Raw genomic sequence first — 19239 nt, 5'->3', positions numbered from 1 at the left:
GCCACAAACAACGTGTTTTAGAAAAAGGGCACCACCCGGCGCCCTTTTTTCATGTATATGCCGATCAGTCCCGTGCGGCCGCTTCGGCGGCCTGCACGATGGCGTCGACGACCTCGTCGGCGTGGGAGATGAGCGACATGTGGCTCGATGCCACTTCCGTCGCCGTCGAGCCCATCAGCGTCGCCGCGTCGCGCTGCAGGTCCGGGGATACCGCGCGGTCGCTCGTCGAGACGACGAACCACGACGGACGCGTGCGCCATGCGGTCTTCGTCAGGGCATCGCCGAAGGTGCTCTTCGCCAGCGGCCCCTGCGTGGCGGCAAGGAGGCGCGCGGTATCCGGCGACAGGTCCTGGGCGACGTCGTCGATAAACGCCTGCTCGGACAGATAGACGAAGCCGTTGCCGTCTTCGCGGATGCCGCCGAGCGCCGGCGGGGCAGGGTACTTGCCGACGAGTTCGCCCGTGGTCTGGCCCGCGTTGCCCGAGAAGGCCGACACGTACACCAGCGATTTCACCTTCGGATCCTCGCCCGCTTCGGTGACGATGAAACCGGCCCAGCTGTGACCGACGAGGACGACCGGCCCCTCGACGAAATCGATGACGCGCTTCGTCGCGGCGACGTCCTCGGCGAGCGAGGTGAGGGGGTTCTGCACGGCCACGACCTTCAGGCCCTTCGACAGCAGCTTGGGAATGACGGCACTCCAGCTCGAGCCGTCGGCCCAGGCGCCGTGGACGAGAACGATCGTGGGTGAAACGTTGGACGGGGTGCTCATGGCAAGGTCCTTTCGGTGGCGATGAAGGTACCGCCAAGCTAGGGCAAGCGGTTGTGCGGAGCTTGCAGGAAGGCGGTGCGGACGATCGTTCAATATCCCCCTCGCGCCGCGTCGGCGGACGATCCAATCGTGCTATTTCCGCGTGGCCGGCATCGATACGCTGCACGCTCCTCCGGCTGCGGTCGACGCGCGATGAAACACCACACCGTTAAGGCCAACGGCATCCGCCAGCATTTCGTCGAAGCGGGCGAAGGCGCACCGGTCGTCCTTCTCCATGGATTTCCCGAAACCAGTTACGCGTGGCGCCACCAGATTCCCGTGCTGGCGAAACGGTACCGCGTCATCGCGCCGGACCTGCGTGGCTACGGAAAGACCGACAAGCCCGCCACGGGCTACGACAAGCGCAACATGGCGAACGACCTCGCCGCGCTCCTCGACCATCTCGGCATCGACCGCATCGCGCTCGTCGGCCACGACCGCGGCGCGCGCGTGGCGACACGTTTCGCCAAGGACCACCCGCGGTGCCTGGACCGCCTCGTCGTGATGGACAACGTACCCACGCGCATCGTGGCCGCGTCGATGAACGCGAAGGTCGCCAAGGCCTACTGGTTCTTTGCCTTCCACCAGGTGCTCGACCTGCCCGAGGCGCTCATCGCGGGTCGTGAGGACGTGTGGCTGCGGCACTTCTTCACCGACTGGTGCTACGACCCGCACACCATCGAAGGAGCCGACTTCGAGGCGTACGTCTCGGCATACCGCGAGCCGGGTGCCGTTCGCGGCGCCATGGCCGATTACCGCGCGGCACCGGAAGACGTGCTCCAGGACGAGCAGGACGCCGACCGGCTCATCGCGTGCCCGACGATGTCGATATGGGGCGCCGACTTCGAGGCCGTCGGCGGCACCTTCGACATGGCCGCCGTCTGGCGTGGCATGGCGACCCATCTTCGTGCCGAGCCGATCGCCCAGTGCGGGCATCTGCCCCAGGAGGAGCAGCCGGAGATCGTCAACGGCTTGCTGCTCGACTTCCTCGACGGCTGGAACGGGGGTGCGGCATGAAGCGGTTCTGCCTGGCGGCCGCACTCCTGTTCGCCCTCGGCGTCGCCGTGGCCGACGACGTGAGGGTGGGACCGCAGGGCCCCGGTTTCTACCGCCTGCGCATGGGGACCGACGAGGTCACCGCCTTGCTCGACGGCACCCATCCATTCCCCGCGGACGAACTGCTCACGCACGTCGATCGCACGAAGGTCGACCGCCTTCTCGAGGCCGATTATCTCGCCTCTCCCGTGCAGGGCTCCATCAACGCCTTCCTCGTCAAGACCGCGGAACGCCTGGTACTGATCGATACCGGGGCGGGTCCGCTCTACGCCGGGGACGGCGGATTTCTTCCCACCGCGTTGCTCGCGGCCGGATACCGTCCCGAGGACGTGACCGACATCCTGCTTACCCATCTCCATCGCGACCACGTGGGCGGCCTCATCCGCAACGGCACGATGCTCTTTCCCCGTGCGATCGTCCACGTCAACCAGGCCGACGCCGACTTCTGGCTCGACCCGGCCAACGAGGGCAAGGTGCCGACGATCCTCCTGCCGATGTTCCCGGGTGCCATGGACTCCCTCGCGCCTTACCGAAAGGCCGGGCACGTGGTGACATTCCGCGGCGAAACGGACGTGCTGCCCGGTTTTCACGCCATCCCGGCACCGGGCCACACGCCGGGCCACACGTGGTACCTGGTGACGAGCGGGCAGGATCACCTCCTCGCCTGGGGCGACACGGTGCATGTGGCCACCGTGCAATTGGCCGAGCCGGGCGCCTCCATTCGCTACGACTACGATGAGCAAGCCGCGGCGGTCTCGCGCAGGCGCGCGCTCGAGGAAGCCGCGGCCAAGGGCTACTGGGTCGCGGCGGCCCATGTGTCGTTCCCCGGCCTCGGCCACATCCGTCGGAACGGCGACGGTTACCTATGGGTACCGGCCAACTACACCCGCACGCCCTGATTCAGGCGAGGTATCCGCGCGCGAGCGCGATGGACAGCGCATGCGCCCGGTTCGTCGCGCGGAGCTTCGCCATGGCGTGCGAGAGGTGTTCCTTGACCGTGTCGGCGGCGATGCCCAGGTGCCGGGCGATCTGCTTGTTTTCCAGGCCGGCGGCCACGCCGCGCAAGACGGAAAGCTCCCGCTCGGTCAGGGGCTCGTCGCCGCGGTACTCGAAAAGGCGTTTGGCGACTTCCGCCGAGACGCGGTGCTGGCCGGCATGGACCGCGCGGACGACACCGACGAGGTCGTTGGCGAGCGAGGTCTTCAGGAGGTAACCCTGGGCACCGGCGGCAAGCGTGCGGCGCGCCGCGGCGTCTCCGCCGAACGTGGTCAGGACGATCACGCGGGCCATGGGCTCGATCTTCCGTATGGCGCCGACGACCTCGTCGCCGTCCATGTCCGGCAGCTTGAGGTCGACGACGGCGACGTCCGGCCGCATGGACCGGTACGCCTCGATGCCGTCCGCCCCCGTACCGGCCTGACCGACGATGAGGATGTCCGGTTCGGCGGCCAGCATCGCGACCACGCCGGCCCGGAAGAGGGGATGGTCGTCGACGACGATGATGCGGATGGCTTGCTGTGACATGGGCGTGCCCGGGCGGACTGCGGATCAGGATACAGCGGATGCCCGGATCCGTCAGAACGCGTACGAGATCATCACCCGGTTGTACGAAAACGGGCGGTTGCCCGGATTGAGGTGGTTCGCCCCGCCCACGGACCGCTCCCATCGGTTGCGCAATTGCAGGCCATGGAGCGGTCCGGTGAACCGGTAGACGAGATCGAGGTAGACGTCGTGGCTGTCGCCCCGGTACAGGGTCCTGTACTGGGTATAGGCCGCCACCACCTGGAGGCGGTTGCCGAGGAGCGCCTGGGTGAGCCTCGCCTTCCACGCCCATCCCGGCCCCTGTTCCACGAGGCCCCGCAGCATCGAGGTGGTGTAGAGGGGGTCCGTGGCGTAGGTGGCGGTGAACGGGGAGATGAGCGCGCCTCCGCCGACGGTGTCGCCGCCTTGGCGGGCCACCCGGTTCCACGACACGTCGAACCGGGTGCGCTCGATCCGGAAGCCGGCCTGGATGCCCGACACTTCGCTACGCACCCGGCGACCGGCCACGCCCAGTATCTTCGTGCCGGTGTCCACGAGGGTGTTGTCGGTGGTGGTCCATTCCTCGACGAGCTGCCCGGAGAGGAAAGGGGTCATACCGTGGAGGGCGGGGAAGGTCAGCGTGCCGTCGGTATACGCCATCCGGGCGAAACGCGTGAAGTCATAGAGCCATGTCTGGCCGGAAAACATCCCGTGCCTGTAGGTCGAGCCGACGAGCCATGTGCCGCCGTAGGCTCTCGCGTCGCTCGGCAACGACGCGTTGCCCCCATACAGCGGGTCGCCGTCGTACCGCGTGGGGTAGTAGAGATTGTCGGAAAAGAATCGGTCGGACGTGCGGCTCTTCCATCGGAAGGTCCGTGCGAATTCGAACGACACGTCTTGCCCCGCATCGAACCGGGCGCTGAGCGCGCGGTATGCGGCCGGCAGCACCCGTGAATCGCTCACGCCTTGCCAGGGCGTGTCGAGGTACTGGTCGCCCGCGCGAAGCGTCCAACCCGACGCGCGGTATTGCACGTAGGCCTGGCTGACGGCGCCGAGCGCGTTCTTCCTGCCCATCAGCGTCACGTCGATGCGGTCGACGGGCGAATGGCGCGTGCCGAGGGCATTCGCATAGGCAAGCGAAACGGCTACCGACACACCTCCCGCATCGCCACTGCGCAGATTGATGAGCAGGGCGGCGGCGAGTGCGGACGCATCGGGCATCGCCGGCGAGGCATACATGCGCCGGTAGTCGTACAGGCGCACCGAACCGTCCATCTGCGCGCCGGCAACGACGTCGTTCGCGTTGCACGCCACGGACCATGCCGACAGCAGCAAACCCGCCCACATCGCTTGGCGACGAATGCGCGTGGGCAAATGGCGAGGGCGAACCGGCGATGGTCGAAGGCGCATGGAAGGGCGCTCGGCGATAGGTGCCCCAGTATGCGAAAGCGCCGGCGAACGCGATTGGCCTCCCATGCGATGGCGAAGGTCACATTCGGACCAAACGCATGCGCGCCGGTCGCGCGATACGTATCGCGCGCGGGTTCGCGATACACGTCGCTCCTACGAAAATGCCCCCCCATACAGGGGGTCAATCCGGCGAAGCGGGCGGCTAGCATCCGATCCGCCTTCTGGCTGTGAAGATGGTGGCTCTATGCGAATCGATACCTCGTTGCCGTCGGCCGCGTCCGACGACGGCCTGTCGGCGGTGCGCGTCGTGCAGCAACTGCTGGACCATGCGCTGCGCCAGATGGCGGATGTCGAGACGACGGACCGCGACGCTTGCGCGCACTACATCGCGCAGGCGTTGCGGATCCACCAGGAAGGCATCACCGCCCAAGCGCCGCGTCCGCAGAGTGGTCTCGCCGCATGGCAGGTCCGGACGGTGAAGGATGTGGCGCTCGCGCGACTCGACCTCGGGCTTTCCGTCACCGAGCTCGCCGCGGCGTGCCGCCTGTCGAGGGGCTATTTCAGCCGCGCGTTCAAGGTGACGTTCGGCGAAAGCCCGCACAGGTGGCGCCATGGCAAACGGATCGAATACGCGTGCCGCCAGCTTTCCGATACCACCGGGAGTCTCGCGGACATCGCCATCGCATGCGGTTTCAACGACCAGGCGCACTTCACCCGTTCGTTCAAGTCCGCCATGGGCGTCACGCCCCATTCGTATCGCAAGTCAAAACGCGTGGAAGACATCGGCGCGCGCCCCGATCCGCCGTCTACCGCTTTCCTCAACGACACGAACGAGTCCGATGCAACGCAAGTTTATCCATCACAGGCACCTGCCGCGCCCATGACCGCACGACCGATCATCCCCGCGGGACAGCGTCAGCGGACATCCCTGGCCGATGCCCCGGTCCGACCCATTCGTGTCCTGGTCGTCGACGATCATCCGGTGTTCCGCGCGGGACTCGTCGCCATTCTCGCCGGTTCCGATGACGTGTCCGTCGTCGCCGAAGCGGCCACGGGACAGGAAGCCATCGCTCTCTTCGGCAGGTATCGCCCGGATGTCACGCTGATCGACATGGTGCTTCCCGACATGCCCGGGGAGCGCGTGATCCTGGGCATCCGTCAACTGGATCCCACGGCCCGAAGCATCGTCGTGACCACGTTCGGCGGCGACGGCGTGGCGCGTCGCGCACTCCATGCCGGCGCGCAGGCGTACCTGTTGAAGACCTCGATGGGCACCGACCTCGTCGAAGCCATTCGCGCGGTCCAGCGCGGAGAGCACCGCATCGACGCGCAAGTGGCCCGGCAACTCGCCGATTTCCAGGGCGAGGACGTCCTGTCCGAGCGCGAGCTCGACGTTCTCCGCGGCGTCGCCGCGGGGCTCGAGAACAAGCAGATCGCTTCCCGTCTCGGTCTGTCTCCCGAGACCGTCAAGGAGTACCTGTCCAACGCGATGGCCAAGTTGCGCGCGAGCAACCGTGCGCACGCGGTGTCCATCGCGCAGGCGCGGGGATTCTTCCGCTAGCGGCGCTTTTTTTCAAACCGGCCGCACGACGGATTCCAAAGCTTCTATTCGTGCACCGCCACGCTACGTAACGTGAATCCAGTCGCAGGAACGGCCTGCGATACATCAACGAGGCCTCATCCCATGTCGTTCAACGAACTCATCACCCCGGACAACTGTGCGCTTGCGCTCATCGACTTCCAGCCGGCGATGTTCCAGGGCGTCCAGAGCCATGACCGCAAGGTCATCATGGACAACGTGCAGATCCTCGCCCGCGCCGCGAAGCTCTTCAAGGTGCCGACCGTGCTGACGACCGTCGCCAAGGACAGTTTCTCCGGCCCCTTCATGCCGGAAGTCACCGAGGACGTTTTCCCCGGCCAGACCGTCATCGACCGCACCTCCATCAATTCATGGCTGAACGAGGACTTCCGCAAGGCCGTGGCGGCCACGGGGAGGAAGCGCTTCGTGCTCGCGGGTCTGTGGACGGGCGCCTGCGTGAACTTCCCCACGCTCGACATGCTGCGCGAAGGCTTCGACGTGACCGTCGTCACCGACGCCTGCGGCGACACGAGCGTGGAAGCGCACGAACGCGCCGTGCAGCGCATGGTCCAGGCCGGCGCCGTGCCGATGACCACGCTGCAGTTCGTGTTCGAGCTCCAGCAGGACTGGGCCCGTTCGGGCACGTACGAGGGCGTGATGGACATCCTGCGCGCGTTGACGCCGTACGGCATCCAGGTGCGCTTCTCCAAGTGGGCGCTCGGCGAACACGCTTCCGAGGCGGGCTAAGACCATGTCGCCCTATCTGATTTCGCTCGGCTTCGGACTGGCCGTCGGCATCGCCTACGGATGCTTCGGCGTGCGTTCGCCGGCGCCGCCGATGATCGCCCTCCTTGGCCTGCTCGGCATGCTCGCCGGCGAGGCGGCCGTGTCGTGGGCGAAGGGGCATCCGGACGTCTGGGCCAGCCTCTGGCACAGCAAGAGCTTCGCCATCTCGAAGAACGATACGCCCCGTTCCGACGACGACCCCACCTGAGCCATCCCCGGAGCTTTGCCATGTCACACGTTCCCGTCCCGGACCTCATCCTGCACCGAGGCCTGTTCACCACGCTCGACCGCCGTCGGCCCACGGCCAGCGCCGTGGCCATCCACGACGGCCGGTTTCTCAAGGTGGGCGACGACCATGAGGTGCTGGCGCTGGCCGGGCCGGGGACGCGCGTGGTGGACGTCGGCGGGCGCCGGGTGCTTCCCGGGCTCATCGACAATCACCTCCACCTCATTCGCGGTGGCCTGAACTTCAACATGGAGCTGCGCTGGGACGGCGTGCCGAGCCTCGCCGACGCCATGCGCATGCTCCGCCGGCAGGTGGAAATCACGCCTCCACCGCAGTGGGTGCGCGTGGTCGGTGGCTTTACCGAACACCAGTTCGTCGAAAAACGCCTGCCGACCATCGATGAACTCAACGCGGTCGCACCGGACACGCCGGTGTTCATCCTGCACCTGTACGATCGCGCGCTGCTCAATGCCGCGGCGTTGCGCGTGTGCGGTTACACGAAAGACACGCCCAATCCGCAGGGTGGCGAGATCCTGCGGGACGCCAGCGGCAACCCGACCGGACTATTGCTCGCCAAGCCCAACGCCTCCATCCTCTACGCCACCCTGGCGAAGGGACCCAAGCTGCCGTTCGAGTACCAGGTCAATTCCACCCGGCACTTCATGCGCGAACTCAACCGCCTCGGCATCACGGGCGCCATCGACGCGGGCGGTGGATCGCAGAACTGGCCCGACGACTACGCGGTCGTGCAACAGCTGTCGGACGCCGGCCAGCTGACCATCCGCATCGCCTATAACCTCTTCACGCAAAAGCCCAAGCAGGAAAAGGACGATTTCCTCGCTTGGACGACATCGGTCACCTACCAACAGGGCGACGACTACTTCCGCCACAACGGCGCGGGAGAGATGCTCGTCTTCTCCGCGGCCGACTTCGAGGACTTCCGCCAGCCCCGGCCCGATATGGCCCCGGAGATGGAAGGCGAACTCGAGGAGGTGGTGCGGATCCTCGCGCAGAACCGTTGGCCGTGGCGGTTGCATGCGACCTATGACGAAACGATCAGCCGGGCGCTGGACGTCTTCGAGAAGGTCGCCCAGGACATTCCGCTGGACGGCATCCACTGGTTCTTCGACCACGCCGAAACCATCTCCGACGCGTCGATCGACCGCATCGCGGCACTCGGCGGCGGCGTGGCCGTCCAGCATCGCATGGCCTACCAGGGCGAGTACTTCGTCGAACGCTACGGCATCGGTGCCGCGCAGGCGACCCCGCCGGTCCGCAAGATGCTCGACGCGGGCGTGAAGGTATCCGCCGGCACGGACGCGACGCGCGTGGCGTCATACAACCCCTGGGTCTCCCTCGCGTGGCTGACCACGGGCCGCACCGTGGGCGGCTTGCGCCTTTATCCGCAGCGCAATTGCCTCGATCGCGAGGAAGCATTGCGCATGTGGACCGAGAACGTCACCTGGTTTTCCAACGAGGAGGGCAAGAAGGGACGCATCGCCGAAGGCCAGCTTGCCGATCTCATCGTTCCCGATCGCGACTTCTTCGCATGTGCCGAAGACGAGATCGTCGGTACGACCTCCTTGCTGACCATGGTGGGCGGCAAAGTCGTCTATGCCGCCGGTCCGTTCGGCCCGCTCGACGAGAGTTCCGTCCCGGCCGCGATGCCGGACTGGTCGCCGGTCAACGACTACGGCGGCTATGCGGCGTGGGCGGATCAGCAGCGGCGCATCGGCGGGGCCGAGCGGCGCCCTCAAGCCGCCTGCGGATGCGCGAGCGGCTGTTCGGTGCACGGGCACGACCACGGGCGTTCGCATGCGGCGCCGCTTCCGGTCGACGACTTCAAGAGCTTCTGGGGCGCGCTCGGTTGCGCGTGCTGGGCCGTATGAACCGCCCGGCCTCGCTCCGCATGGATATCGTGCCGTGGCTCGCGCTTCTTGCGCTGTGTTCGGCATACCTCCAGGGCGCCGTCTGCAAGCTCATCGACTTCGATACCGCCATCGGCGAGATGCGGCATTTCGGCTTGGCACCCCCCGTGTTGTTCGCGGCGGGCGTCATCGTGTTCGAGCTCGTCTGCTCATTGGCCATCCTGACCGGCCAGCTGCGGTGGCTCGGCGCGTTCGCCCTCGCGCTGTTCACCTTCGCCGCCAATTTCCTCGCCAACGCCTGGTGGCACGAAGCGGCGGGACCCGCATGCGATATGATGATGAACGGCTTCTTCGAACACCTCGGCCTGGCAGGGGCGTTCGTCTACGTGGGCTGGCTCGATCGTCGGGGACGTTTCCATGGCCACTGAACAGGGCGGGCTGGCCGACAGTCTCAGGCCCCTCAAGCACGCGACCTTCGCCGTCCTCTGGGTCGCGACGGTGCTGGGCAACACCGGCACCTTCATGCGCGACATCGCCAGTTCCTGGATGGTCACCGAACTCGGCGGTGGCCCCGCGGCCGTCTCGCTCATCCAGGCGGCGGGATCGCTGCCCATCTTCCTTCTCGCGATTCCGGCCGGCGTGTTGTCCGACATCCTCGACCGCCGCCGTTTCCTCATCGCCGTGCAAGTGCTCCTGGCCTGCGTCAGCGCGACACTCATGATGCTCGCGGCCACCCACAACCTCAGCATCGCGGCGCTCATCGCCCTGACGTTCGTCGGCGGGATCGGCGCGGCACTGATCGGTCCGACCTGGCAGTCCATCGTGCCCGAACTGGTCGACCGAGCGGAACTCAAGGACGCCGTCTCCCTCAACTCGCTGGGCGTCAACATCTCCCGTGCCATCGGCCCCGCCGCGGGCGGCCTGATTCTCGCGGGCATGGGCGCGGCCGTGACCTACGGTACCGACGTGTGCAGCTACTTCCTCGTCATCGCGGCGCTGGTCTGGTGGCGGCGAAAGAGCGCGGCGGACACGGCCCTGCCGGAAAACTTCCTCGGGGCGTTCCGGGCGGGACTTCGCTATACCAAGGCGAGCCGTGAGCTGCACGTCGTGCTCATCCGGGCGGCGGTCTTCTTCGCCTTCGCCTCCGCCGTGTGGGCACTCCTTCCCCTGGTCGCGCGCGGCACGCTGAAAGGCGGGGCGGGGTTCTACGGCGTGCTGATGGGCGCGGTCGGTGCCGGTGCCATCGTCGGCGCGCTGCTACTGCCGAAGATGCGCGCGCGGTGCTCCGCGGACGCCCTGCTGCTCGGTGCGGCGCTCCTCTCCGCACTGGTCATGGTCGTTCTGGCCCTCGTTCCCGACAAGCTCGTCGCGTTCGTCGCGCTGCTGGTGCTCGGCGGCGCATGGATCATGTCGCTGACCACCTTCAACGGCGTCGCCCAGGGCATCCTGCCGAACTGGGTGCGGGGCAGGGCGCTGGCGGTCTACCTCACCGTGTTCAATGGCGCGATGGCCGCCGGAAGCATCGGCTGGGGCGCGCTGGCCGAGGCGGTGGGCGTGGGTTACACGCTACTCGCGAGCGCGGCCGGTCTCGCCGTCGCGGCGTTCGTCATGCGCGCCATGCCGCTGCCGTCCGCCGAACTCGACCTGACCTCGGCACACCAGTGGGCGGAGCCGCTCACCGCCGAACCGGTGGCCAACGATCGCGGACCCGTGCTCATCCTCGTCGAGTACGACGTCGCCCGCGAGCGGCTTGCCGACTTCCTCGCCGTCCTCGAGCGATTCTCCATGGAGCGGTTGCGCGACGGTGCCTACGCCTGGGGTGTGACCCAGGACTCGGGGAATCCCGAGCGGGTCGTCGAATGGTTCATGGTCGAATCGTGGGCCGAGCACCTCCGCCAGCACGAGCGCTTCAGCCACGCCGGCGCGGACATCCAGGCCGAAGCCTCGCCTTCCACCGTGGCGCCCAGCCGCCCTCGGTCACGCACCTCATCGGTGTCAACGCCCGCGCGATAGCGCAGGGCCTGTCTTCTCCCTGATCAAAGGACGTTCCGCATGCGCCTGCATACCCTCGTCGCATCCCTTGCGCTGCTCATCTCCTCGGCCGCCCTGGCCGAAGCACCCAACTACGCGGTCGGCGCGCAGTACGACACGACCCATGTCTACGTCGCCCCCGGCGACGTAGACGCGTTCGTCAAGAGCTTCACGGCGACCTTCGGCGGGCAGTCGACGAAGCAGGTCGTGGTGACCGTGACACCGACGCCGTCGAGCACGTCGTCCCAACTCGTGCAGACACCGGTCGGCACGGTATCGGTCTTCGGCTTTCGCACACCGGTTCCGTATCCCTTCGGCCTGGAACGCACCGGCTATCTCGTGACCGACCTCGATGCGGCCGTCAAGGCGGCGAACGCGGCCGGTGCGGCCACCCTGGTCGCTCCCTTCGACGATCCCATCGGGCGCGACGCGGTCGTCACCTGGCCGGGTGGCGTCAACATGCAGCTGTACTGGCACACGAAGAAGCCCGCGTACGTCGCGTTCGAACATGTCCCGGAAAATCGCATCTACCTCCCCGCCGAGTCGGCCGACGCCTTCACCAAGGCCTTCGTCCGGTTCGCCCACGGCAAGGTCGTGTCCGACGATCGCCATGCACCGGGCATCGAGATCGGCCGTAAGGACGGGACCTACCGTCGCATCCGCATCGAGTCCACGTACGGCAAGGCGACCGTGCTCGTGACCGACGGCCATCTCGACTGGCCCTACGGCACGGAACTGACGGGGTACGAGGTCGGCGACCTCGATGCCACGCTCAAGCGCGCCAAGGACAGTGGCGCGAAGGTCGTGGTCGACGCGCACGCCGAAGGCAACCGTCGTGCCGCGATGCTGCAATTCCCCGGCGGCTACGTCGCCGAAGTCCACAGCGGTCAATGAAACGCACCGGCCTGCCGCTCGTCGCGGCCTTTTTCCTCGCGGCCACGGCCTCCGCCCAGGACGTGCCCGACGAGAAGGCCACGACGAACGACGGCCTCGTCAGGACGCCGGACCGGCCAGCCATCCTGCCCAACCGCTGGCAGGAGGACTGGTCGGTCCTCGCCGACCCGGCCGTGCCCCGCCAACCCGGCGATGCCCTGAAATACGTTCCGTTCGGCCCGGGAGGCGATCACTACCTCACCTTCGGCGCGCTGCTGCGCGAGCGCGTGGAGACCAACAACGCGCCGGCCTTCGGCATCGGGCGGGACGACGATACGTATCTGCTGCAGCGCTTCCAGGTGCATGCGGGCCTGCGTTGGGGCACGCCGTGGCTTGCCTTCGTGCAACTGGAAGACGCTCGTCCCTTCGCGAAAGCGAGCTGGGGGCCGACCGATCGCAACCATGCGGACGTGCGCCTCGCCTTTCTCGCCTGGCAGGGCGACTTCCTCGGCGGCACGGTACGCGCCCGCGTCGGGCGCCAGGATTTCGCACTCGACCTGCAGCGCTTCGTCTCGCTGCGCGACGGGCCCAACGTGCGGCAATCGTTCGACGCACTGTGGGCCAACTTCGAACGCGGCCCCTGGCGGATCATCGCCTTCCTCAGCCACCCGGTGCAGTACCGCGACGACCACGCCTTCGACGATACGTCAGGCTCCGGCAACCGGTTCCACATGGTTCGCGTCGAGCGTCATGTCCTGGGCACGAACGAACTGTCGTACTACCACGCCTGGTACGACAGCGGCGACGCGCGTTTCCTCGATGCCCACGGCAACGAACGCCGCCACGTCGACGACGTGCGCTTCGCCGGCAAGAGCGGTCCGCTCGACTGGGATCTCGAAGCCATGCGCCAGCGCGGACGGGTGGGCGACAGCGCGATTCACGCGTGGGCCGTCGGCACCCGCGCGGGCTGGACGCTGACGGACACCGCATGGACGCCGCGGCTCGGTCTGCAGGTCGACACGGCGTCCGGCGATAGCCGACCCGGCGACGGCCGGCTCGGCACCTTCAATCCGCTCTTTCCTAACGGCTATTACTTCTCGCTCGCCGGTTATACCGGTTACGCCAACCTGGTTCACGTCAAGCCGAGCATCACGCTCAAGCCGGCATCCGCCCTGACGCTGCTCGGCGCGGTCGGATTGCAGTGGCGGCGGACCACGGGCGATGCGATCTACGTGCAGCCCAACAACGCCCTCGCCGGCACGGCGGGCCGCGGTGGTAAGTGGACGGGAATGTACGGCCAGCTTCGCCTCGACTGGAAGTGGCGCCCGGGCATCACCTTCTCCATCGAGGGGGACCATTTCCGTGCCGGCCGCACCCTTCGCGACGCGGGCGGCACCGACGGCAACTACGGAAGCGTGCAGGTACTCATCGGCTGGTAACGGGTGCATGCACGTGCCGTCGATGCCTGCCGATGATGCAATCGCGAAGGGCGCAAGGCTTTCTATGCTGCTGGCGAAGTCGACGGTGTCGTTCGACTCGTATCCAGGAGCACTCCCGTGAAGAAGCATCTCCTCTCTCGCGCGTTGGCATTCGCCGCGCTGACCATCGGTTCGGTTACCGGCGCGCACGCCGAGGGCACGACGCCGACCATCGTTCTCGTGCACGGTGCATGGGCGGACGGCTCGAGCTGGAACAAGGTCATCCCTCTCCTCCAGGCGAAGGGGTACAAGGTCCTTGCCGTCCAGAATCCCCTGACGTCGCTCGCCGCCGACGTCGCGGCCACCAGGCAGGTCCTCGAATCGGCCACCGCTCCGGTGGTTCTGGTCGGCCACAGCTGGGCGGGTACGGTCATTACCGAGGCGGGCAACGATCCGAAAGTCGCGGCGCTCGTCTATGTCGCGGCTTTCGCCAACAAGGACGGCCAGGCCGCCGGTGAGCTGGTCAACGCCTATCCGAAGACGCCGGCGCTTGGCACCATCCGCGACGACGGTCACGGTTTCCTCTACCAGACCGAGCAGGGCGTGATCGAGAACTTCGCGCCGGATCTCCCGCGCGCCGAGGCCAGGACCATGGCGGTGACGCAAGGCGCACTCGCCGCCAGCACGTTCGGTGACAAGGTCACCCACGCGGCGTGGAAGAACCACCCGACGTGGTACATCGTCTCGGCCAATGATCGTGTGATCAATCCACAGCTCGAGCGCGATGCGGCAAAGCAGATGAACGCCAAGACCACGGTGCTCGAATCAAGCCACGTCTCGCTCCTGTCGCATCCGAGGGACGTGGCCAAGGTCATCGAGGAGGCCGCCGAGTCGGTCGCCGCAGGCAAGTGATCCGGTCGATCGCGGGGTGCTCGAGGGTAGGGTGAGCATCTAGCCCCCTCTTAACCGAGGGGGCTGTCGCGCGTATCCGCTCAAGTGGGCTTTATCGTGTCCCGGGCGTAGTCGAGGCCAATGCCGTACCCGCCGCCATGGTCGACGACGATGCCGCGCGCAGCCTCATAGGTCTCATGTCGCGTCCAGTCGCGCTGCATCTCCAGCAGGAACTGGAGCCACGACGTGAGCACCGCGCCCGCCTGCTCGAGCCGACGGAGCGCCGCCTCGTGGCTCGCCACCGTGAGCCCGCCGCAGGCGTCCGCGACCACGTGGACGCGATAACCGTCGTCGAGCGCGGAAAGCACGGGAAAGCTCACGCACGCCTCGGTAAGGAGGCCGGCCACCACGAGGGTCTTGCGACCCGTGGCGAGGACCGCCGCTCGCGCCGCGTCGTCTTCCCACAGGTTCATGTTTCGCCGCTCGATGGGGACGACGTCCGGGAGCACCGCGCGGAGCGGCGGCATCAACGGACCGCTGTAAACCTTGGATGCCGACGTGCTGACGACGACCGGGATGCCGAACGCGACCGCCGTGCGCGCGAGCGCCACGGCATTGCCGCGGAGTACCTGGTGGTCCTGGGATCCTGCGGCGAACGCGAGGCCCGCCTGTTCATCGACCAACACCACGGCGCAGTCATCGGGAGTGAGGAGTGGAGGCGTGCTCATGGAAGGCTCCGGTCGGGGAAAGCGTCATCATGGCGCGCGACACCCAAGCGGGCTTGCGCAATCGTTCCCTCCCCGGAGCGGTACGCGCCCTCAGGGGTTCGACCTTGGCCACATCCGGTCGACCCATGCCGACCACGTGGCAAGGCGCTTGGGTTCGGCGCCCATGCGGGTGGCCTCCCACACGCCGAACTGGTCGGTCTGTTCCGTGCTCGAACGGTAGTAGGCGTCCTGGACCATGTACATGCGTCCGTTGCCGTCGATGCCCATCGGCGTGCGGTGGGCATCGAGGCAGTATCGGAAGCCGGAATACGTCTCCGTATCGCCGAGCATCGTGTTAGCCGGATCGCACCGTCGCCACGCGGCCGCATCGGTGGCGGCATAGAGCGCATTGAACTGGCTGATGGCGCCATTGACGACGTCGAGGAACAGCCCTGGCTGCAAATCGTCGAGGAAGCGGAATTTCGACGGCCAGATGCCGAGCGCGACGCCGTTGTCCATGAAATTGGTCGGCGTCAGGTGTTTTTCCGTTTGCGCACGGCCGTAACGCCCGGCGTTGGCGACGAGGTCGGGCTCGTTCGGATCGTAGAGCGTGATGCCGTTGTCGACGTATTGCGCGGACTTGATGCGCGCCTGCAGCAGGCGGACGAAATGCGTGCTTTGCTGCGCCTTGGTCACCGGGTCCGCGTCGCCGACGAGGTTGCCGAGGATTTCATCGAACCCGGTGAGATACGGCCAGTCCATCGGATAGTTCACCCAGCCGCTCTGTCCGCCGGGGTTGAGCGTCATCTGCAACTGGTACCACTGGTTCGTCCGGTAATACGACGCGACGACGTTTCCCGTCTCCCAGCCGAGGATCCACTCGCGATGCGATCCGTCGGCACCGTAGGCGTCCTGATAGAGCATGTGGGGCGCGAGATAGAACGCACTGGGCGTATTGAAGACCCAACCGTGCGCTTCGCCCCGGCCGCGCCAGGCACCCGAGACCGGATCCTTGTCGCCGATGAACCATGTCTGGTTGCCTTCGAGCGCGAAGTCCTGGGTGACCTCCCACTGCTTGACGGCATTCCAGTGCAGCACGCTGCTCACGGCGCGTTCGACGAAGGCCTCGCGGGTGAACGCGGCGGGGTCGCCCTGTGCGGTGGTCGCCGTCGATGCCATCGCCCGCAGCGCGTCGGCGCCGACCTGCGCACCGTACACGCCGTTGGTCGCGATGTGGTTGCCGCGACCGCCCCCGATGAAGGTATAGGCCTCCCAGCCGAAGGCCGTGAACATGGCTTGCGCCTGCTCGCGTTCGGCGGGAGACAGGTGGCTCCAGTCGCCGCGGACGCCGTTCGGGTTGAGATGGTCCGTCAGCCACGACACCATGGCGTGGTACTGCCCGTTGGGGTCGAGCACCCGGTCGCCGGATGCACTGAAGCGCGCGCCCTGCTCGAACGATCCGCCGGCGGTGCCGTCCGGCCAGACGTCGTCGGGATGGATGGTCGGCAGCCACGCGTTCCAGTCGGGGAACTGCATGGCCACCGGAATGGCGCGCACGTTCATCGTCGCGTTCGGGTCCATCACGCGGTCGATGTCGTCCTGCGTGAGCGCCAGGGGATGCCCCACCGGTTTGCCGAACAGCGCCGCCATCGCATCGGACGGGTTGTCGAGCACGGCATCGAGACCGGCGCCGGCCGCCCAGTCGATTTCGCACGCGGGTCCCGTGCATTCCATGCCGGGGCCGGGCTGGTAGGGCGGATTCCAGGGCCGGGCACGCGCGGCGAAAGGCACGTCGCGTAGCGAGTAGCGCAGATAGGCGACGATCTGGGCGGCCTGTACGGCGCTCAGGCCATGGAATCGCGCGCGTGCCTTGATGGCCGCGTCGGAGTAGTTGAAGTATTCGAGGTCCCGCCCGTTGTCGGCATGGCACTGCGCGCACGCCGCGTCGATGGTGCGGTCGACGATGGATGACTTCCGGTTGTTGTCCCGCGCATACCAGAGGGTGCGTCCCGCTTCGACATCCGCCGTGTAGGCCGCGCCCGCCGTGCGCTCCAGCTTCGGGTCGACCGCCACGGTGCCCTGCCGGTCGCGCTGCCGGCCTTGCGCATCGCGAAACTGCACGTCGACCACGCGAAAGCCGTTGGACTCCCCGTCGGTACCGTTGAAGCGGAACTGCACGCGGTTGATGCCGGGGGCGGCGACGAGCCGCGCGCGTGTCGATGCGTCGAGCGCGAGGGTGATGTGCGTGGTGTAGAACCCGCCGTCGATACCGCCGTGGATGCGCTCGGCATCAGGCAGGGACACCGTCGCATCCGTGATGTCGGTCCAGGGGAGGGTGGTGTTCGAGGGCGATGCATCACCCAGCACCCGCACGCTCGCCTTGACCTTCGTCGGTGCATGCGTCGTCGCTTCGTATTCGGGAGCGCCGTAAAAACCGCACCGGTGGCAGACGAACCAGAGCGCCGTCGTCGCGGCGGCATCCTCGGCCGTCAGCGAGAAGTCCGCCTCGACCACCAGGGGCGTGTCGGGATTGCCGTCGCCGAGGACCTCGATGGGCAGCGTCACGGGGCCCACCGTCGTCCGCGTCGTGGCCGACGTGGCAAGAGGCATGGCGAGGAGCAGGGACGCGACGATGAGCGCCCGGGAGAAGGTGGACATGCGCGGATCCATGGCAGGGCCCACGCGGGACGCGCAGGGCGGCGCGCGTCAACCTAGGGTGGGACCTGCCGCACCGCTTGCAGAATCATGATCCACACCGGCGTTTCGGGCGCCACGTCCCGCTTCATGTCGCAAACTGTGACCTGCGGCGCATTGCGCCGCAGGCCGCATTCCCGTTCGGCATCACTTCGGCGTCAGGTGGAACAGGCCGCCCGGCGATGCGTCCTGGAGGATCCAGAGCGAACCGTCCGGCGCCTCTTCGACGTCGCGGATGCGTTTGCCGAGGTCCCAGCGTTGCACCGCGGTGGCGCCGCCCTTGCCGTCGAAGGTGACGCGAACGATGCCCATGCTGACCAGGCCGCTGAGCAGGGCGCTGCCCTTCCAGTGCGGGAACAGGTTGCCCTTGTAGAACATGAGATTGCCCGGCGCGATCACCGGTACCCAGTAGATCACCGGCTTGACGAGATCCGGCCGCGTGTCGGGGCTGGGAATGGCGACCCCGTCGTAGTTGACGCCGTAGGACACCAGCGGCCAGCCGTAATTCTTGCCGCGCTGGATGAGGTTCAGTTCGTCGCCGCCGCGCGGACCGTGCTCGAGTTCCCATAGCTGGCCGTTCGGCGCGAACGCCAGGCCATACGGCGTGCGATGGCCGATGCTCCAGGTTTCGGCCGGCGTCAGGTTGGGACCGGGGAAGGTATAGGTACTCACCACCTTCGCCGTCTTGGCCTCCTCGGTGTTGCCCGCCGGATCGATCAGGGGAATGGTGCGCGCACCTTCCTTGCCCGCCCACGGATTGCCCGGTGCCGGTTTGCCGTCGAGGGTGAGTCGCAGGATCTTGCCGACGGGTTGGTCGGGATCCTGCGCGGGCGTGAAGCGCTGGCGATCGCCGACGGTGAGGAAGAGATACTTCCCGTCGGGTGAAAAGGCGATCTGGGCGCCGGCCTGGCCACCCTTGCCGGTGGGCATCTGTCGCCACAGCACCTCGAAGCCCTCGAGCCGGGCCTGGTCGCCGTCCAGTACGAGCTTTCCGCGCCCCATGGCCAGGCCACCGCCGTAATCACCCGGTGCGACGTAGGTGAGGTAGACGTTGTGATCCTTGGCGTAATGGGGCGAAAGAAACACGCCCAGCATGCCGTTCTGGCCTTCGAAATAGACGGGCGGCACGCCCTGGACCTCGGTCTTGGCCCCCTGCGGGGTCACGAGCTGGAGGTGACCGACCTTTTCGGTCACCAGCATGCGGCCGTCGGGCAGGAACGCGATGCGCCAGGGCAATTGGAAGTCGGCCACCTTGGTGATGTTGAAGGGCAGGTCGGCATCGGGTTTCTGGTCGCCTGCATTGGTCTGTGCGTGGACCGAGCCCGTTGCCAAGGCCGCAAAGATTATCGCGCTTTTCCGCTTCATGAT

At 67.1% G+C, this 19239-nt stretch carries 17 protein-coding genes; 11 read left to right on the top strand and 6 right to left on the bottom strand.

All coding sequences use genetic code 11. From position 1 onward, the window contains the following. Positions 1-64: 64 nt before the first annotated feature. Positions 65-772 (bottom strand): alpha/beta fold hydrolase, encoded by a 708-nt coding sequence (locus tag L2Y94_RS11250; RefSeq protein ID WP_247366527.1) that lies wholly within the window; start codon positions 770-772, stop codon positions 65-67. 192 nt (positions 773-964) lie between these two features. On the opposite strand from L2Y94_RS11250, the gene L2Y94_RS11245 reads away from it, so the two are divergent. Together L2Y94_RS11245 and L2Y94_RS11240 are read left to right on the top strand one after the other, a co-directional pair. Next, positions 965-1828 (top strand): alpha/beta fold hydrolase, encoded by an 864-nt coding sequence (locus tag L2Y94_RS11245; RefSeq protein ID WP_247366526.1) that lies wholly within the window; start codon positions 965-967, stop codon positions 1826-1828. Beyond that, positions 1825-2766, top strand: coding sequence for an MBL fold metallo-hydrolase (locus L2Y94_RS11240; RefSeq protein WP_247366525.1), 942 nt, complete (start codon positions 1825-1827; stop codon positions 2764-2766). Before L2Y94_RS11245 ends, L2Y94_RS11240 begins: the two co-directional genes overlap by 4 nt. 1 nt (position 2767) lies before the next feature. Here the strand turns inward: L2Y94_RS11240 and L2Y94_RS11235 are convergent, their stop codons facing one another. Both L2Y94_RS11235 and L2Y94_RS11230 read right to left on the bottom strand, forming a co-directional pair. Next, positions 2768-3391 carry a response regulator gene (locus L2Y94_RS11235; RefSeq protein WP_247366524.1) on the bottom strand — a complete coding sequence of 208 codons (624 nt, stop codon included), beginning with the start codon at positions 3389-3391 and terminating at the stop codon, positions 2768-2770. 51 nt (positions 3392-3442) lie between these two features. Next, a complete protein-coding gene (locus L2Y94_RS11230; protein WP_247366523.1) occupies positions 3443-4798 on the bottom strand; it encodes a hypothetical protein in 1356 nt (451 codons plus the stop codon). Between the two features lie 244 nt (positions 4799-5042). On the opposite strand from L2Y94_RS11230, the gene L2Y94_RS11225 reads away from it, so the two are divergent. From L2Y94_RS11225 to L2Y94_RS11185, 9 genes are all read left to right on the top strand, one after another. Next, the gene (locus tag L2Y94_RS11225) at positions 5043-6359 is read left to right on the top strand and encodes a helix-turn-helix domain-containing protein (RefSeq protein ID WP_247366522.1); all 1317 of its coding nucleotides are present in this window, start codon (positions 5043-5045) and stop codon (positions 6357-6359) included. A gap of 123 nt (positions 6360-6482) precedes the next feature. Beyond that, the gene (locus L2Y94_RS11220; RefSeq protein ID WP_247366521.1) at positions 6483-7124 is read left to right on the top strand and encodes a hydrolase; all 642 of its coding nucleotides are present in this window, start codon (positions 6483-6485) and stop codon (positions 7122-7124) included. A gap of 4 nt (positions 7125-7128) precedes the next feature. Continuing rightward, positions 7129-7371, top strand: a complete 243-nt coding sequence (locus L2Y94_RS11215; protein ID WP_247366520.1) for a DUF1427 family protein — start codon at positions 7129-7131, stop codon at positions 7369-7371. A gap of 20 nt (positions 7372-7391) precedes the next feature. After that, the gene (locus L2Y94_RS11210; RefSeq protein ID WP_247366519.1) at positions 7392-9278 is read left to right on the top strand and encodes an amidohydrolase; all 1887 of its coding nucleotides are present in this window, start codon (positions 7392-7394) and stop codon (positions 9276-9278) included. Beyond that, on the top strand, positions 9275-9685 hold the full coding sequence (locus L2Y94_RS11205; protein WP_247366518.1) for a DoxX family protein: 411 nt from the start codon (positions 9275-9277) through the stop codon (positions 9683-9685). Before L2Y94_RS11210 ends, L2Y94_RS11205 begins: the two co-directional genes overlap by 4 nt. Continuing rightward, complete coding sequence (locus tag L2Y94_RS11200; protein ID WP_247366517.1) at positions 9675-11270, top strand: MFS transporter; 1596 nt, start codon at positions 9675-9677, stop codon at positions 11268-11270. Before L2Y94_RS11205 ends, L2Y94_RS11200 begins: the two co-directional genes overlap by 11 nt. A gap of 39 nt (positions 11271-11309) precedes the next feature. Beyond that, positions 11310-12182 (top strand): glyoxalase, encoded by an 873-nt coding sequence (locus tag L2Y94_RS11195; RefSeq protein WP_247366516.1) that lies wholly within the window; start codon positions 11310-11312, stop codon positions 12180-12182. Then, positions 12179-13600, top strand: coding sequence for an alginate export family protein (locus L2Y94_RS11190; RefSeq protein WP_247366515.1), 1422 nt, complete (start codon positions 12179-12181; stop codon positions 13598-13600). Before L2Y94_RS11195 ends, L2Y94_RS11190 begins: the two co-directional genes overlap by 4 nt. A gap of 117 nt (positions 13601-13717) precedes the next feature. Next, complete coding sequence (locus L2Y94_RS11185; protein WP_247366514.1) at positions 13718-14491, top strand: alpha/beta fold hydrolase; 774 nt, start codon at positions 13718-13720, stop codon at positions 14489-14491. Positions 14492-14571: 80 nt separating this feature from the next. On the opposite strand, the gene L2Y94_RS11180 is transcribed toward L2Y94_RS11185, so the two are convergent. The 3 genes from L2Y94_RS11180 to L2Y94_RS11170 form a co-directional block, all read right to left on the bottom strand. Next, the gene (locus tag L2Y94_RS11180) at positions 14572-15198 is read right to left on the bottom strand and encodes a hydrolase (protein WP_247366513.1); all 627 of its coding nucleotides are present in this window, start codon (positions 15196-15198) and stop codon (positions 14572-14574) included. Positions 15199-15288: 90 nt separating this feature from the next. After that, positions 15289-17835, bottom strand: a complete 2547-nt coding sequence (locus L2Y94_RS11175) for a hypothetical protein (protein ID WP_247366512.1) — start codon at positions 17833-17835, stop codon at positions 15289-15291. A 183-nt stretch (positions 17836-18018) separates the two neighbouring features. Beyond that, positions 18019-19236 (bottom strand): PQQ-dependent sugar dehydrogenase, encoded by a 1218-nt coding sequence (locus tag L2Y94_RS11170; protein ID WP_247366511.1) that lies wholly within the window; start codon positions 19234-19236, stop codon positions 18019-18021. Between the last annotated feature and the right edge of the window lie 3 nt (positions 19237-19239).

The sequence above is a fragment of the Luteibacter aegosomatis genome (assembly GCF_023078455.1).
Classification (GTDB): domain Bacteria; phylum Pseudomonadota; class Gammaproteobacteria; order Xanthomonadales; family Rhodanobacteraceae; genus Luteibacter; species Luteibacter aegosomatis.
The sequence above is the reverse complement of the archived record's forward strand: the minus strand, read 5'-3'. Positions and strand labels throughout refer to the sequence as shown.

What these genes read in the sequence shown, in the direction of transcription:
- L2Y94_RS11250 (WP_247366527.1), bottom strand. Translation starts at nt 772, where the DNA reads ATGAGCACCCCGTCCAACGTTTCACCCACGATCGTTCTCGTCCACGGC.
- L2Y94_RS11245 (WP_247366526.1), top strand. Translation starts at nt 965, where the DNA reads ATGAAACACCACACCGTTAAGGCCAACGGCATCCGCCAGCATTTCGTC.
- L2Y94_RS11240 (WP_247366525.1), top strand. Translation starts at nt 1,825, where the DNA reads ATGAAGCGGTTCTGCCTGGCGGCCGCACTCCTGTTCGCCCTCGGCGTC.
- L2Y94_RS11235 (WP_247366524.1), bottom strand. Translation starts at nt 3,391, where the DNA reads ATGTCACAGCAAGCCATCCGCATCATCGTCGTCGACGACCATCCCCTC.
- L2Y94_RS11230 (WP_247366523.1), bottom strand. Translation starts at nt 4,798, where the DNA reads ATGCGCCTTCGACCATCGCCGGTTCGCCCTCGCCATTTGCCCACGCGC.
- L2Y94_RS11225 (WP_247366522.1), top strand. Translation starts at nt 5,043, where the DNA reads ATGCGAATCGATACCTCGTTGCCGTCGGCCGCGTCCGACGACGGCCTG.
- L2Y94_RS11220 (WP_247366521.1), top strand. Translation starts at nt 6,483, where the DNA reads ATGTCGTTCAACGAACTCATCACCCCGGACAACTGTGCGCTTGCGCTC.
- L2Y94_RS11215 (WP_247366520.1), top strand. Translation starts at nt 7,129, where the DNA reads ATGTCGCCCTATCTGATTTCGCTCGGCTTCGGACTGGCCGTCGGCATC.
- L2Y94_RS11210 (WP_247366519.1), top strand. Translation starts at nt 7,392, where the DNA reads ATGTCACACGTTCCCGTCCCGGACCTCATCCTGCACCGAGGCCTGTTC.
- L2Y94_RS11205 (WP_247366518.1), top strand. Translation starts at nt 9,275, where the DNA reads ATGAACCGCCCGGCCTCGCTCCGCATGGATATCGTGCCGTGGCTCGCG.
- L2Y94_RS11200 (WP_247366517.1), top strand. Translation starts at nt 9,675, where the DNA reads ATGGCCACTGAACAGGGCGGGCTGGCCGACAGTCTCAGGCCCCTCAAG.
- L2Y94_RS11195 (WP_247366516.1), top strand. Translation starts at nt 11,310, where the DNA reads ATGCGCCTGCATACCCTCGTCGCATCCCTTGCGCTGCTCATCTCCTCG.
- L2Y94_RS11190 (WP_247366515.1), top strand. Translation starts at nt 12,179, where the DNA reads ATGAAACGCACCGGCCTGCCGCTCGTCGCGGCCTTTTTCCTCGCGGCC.
- L2Y94_RS11180 (WP_247366513.1), bottom strand. Translation starts at nt 15,198, where the DNA reads ATGAGCACGCCTCCACTCCTCACTCCCGATGACTGCGCCGTGGTGTTG.
- L2Y94_RS11175 (WP_247366512.1), bottom strand. Translation starts at nt 17,835, where the DNA reads ATGTCCACCTTCTCCCGGGCGCTCATCGTCGCGTCCCTGCTCCTCGCC.
- L2Y94_RS11170 (WP_247366511.1), bottom strand. Translation starts at nt 19,236, where the DNA reads ATGAAGCGGAAAAGCGCGATAATCTTTGCGGCCTTGGCAACGGGCTCG.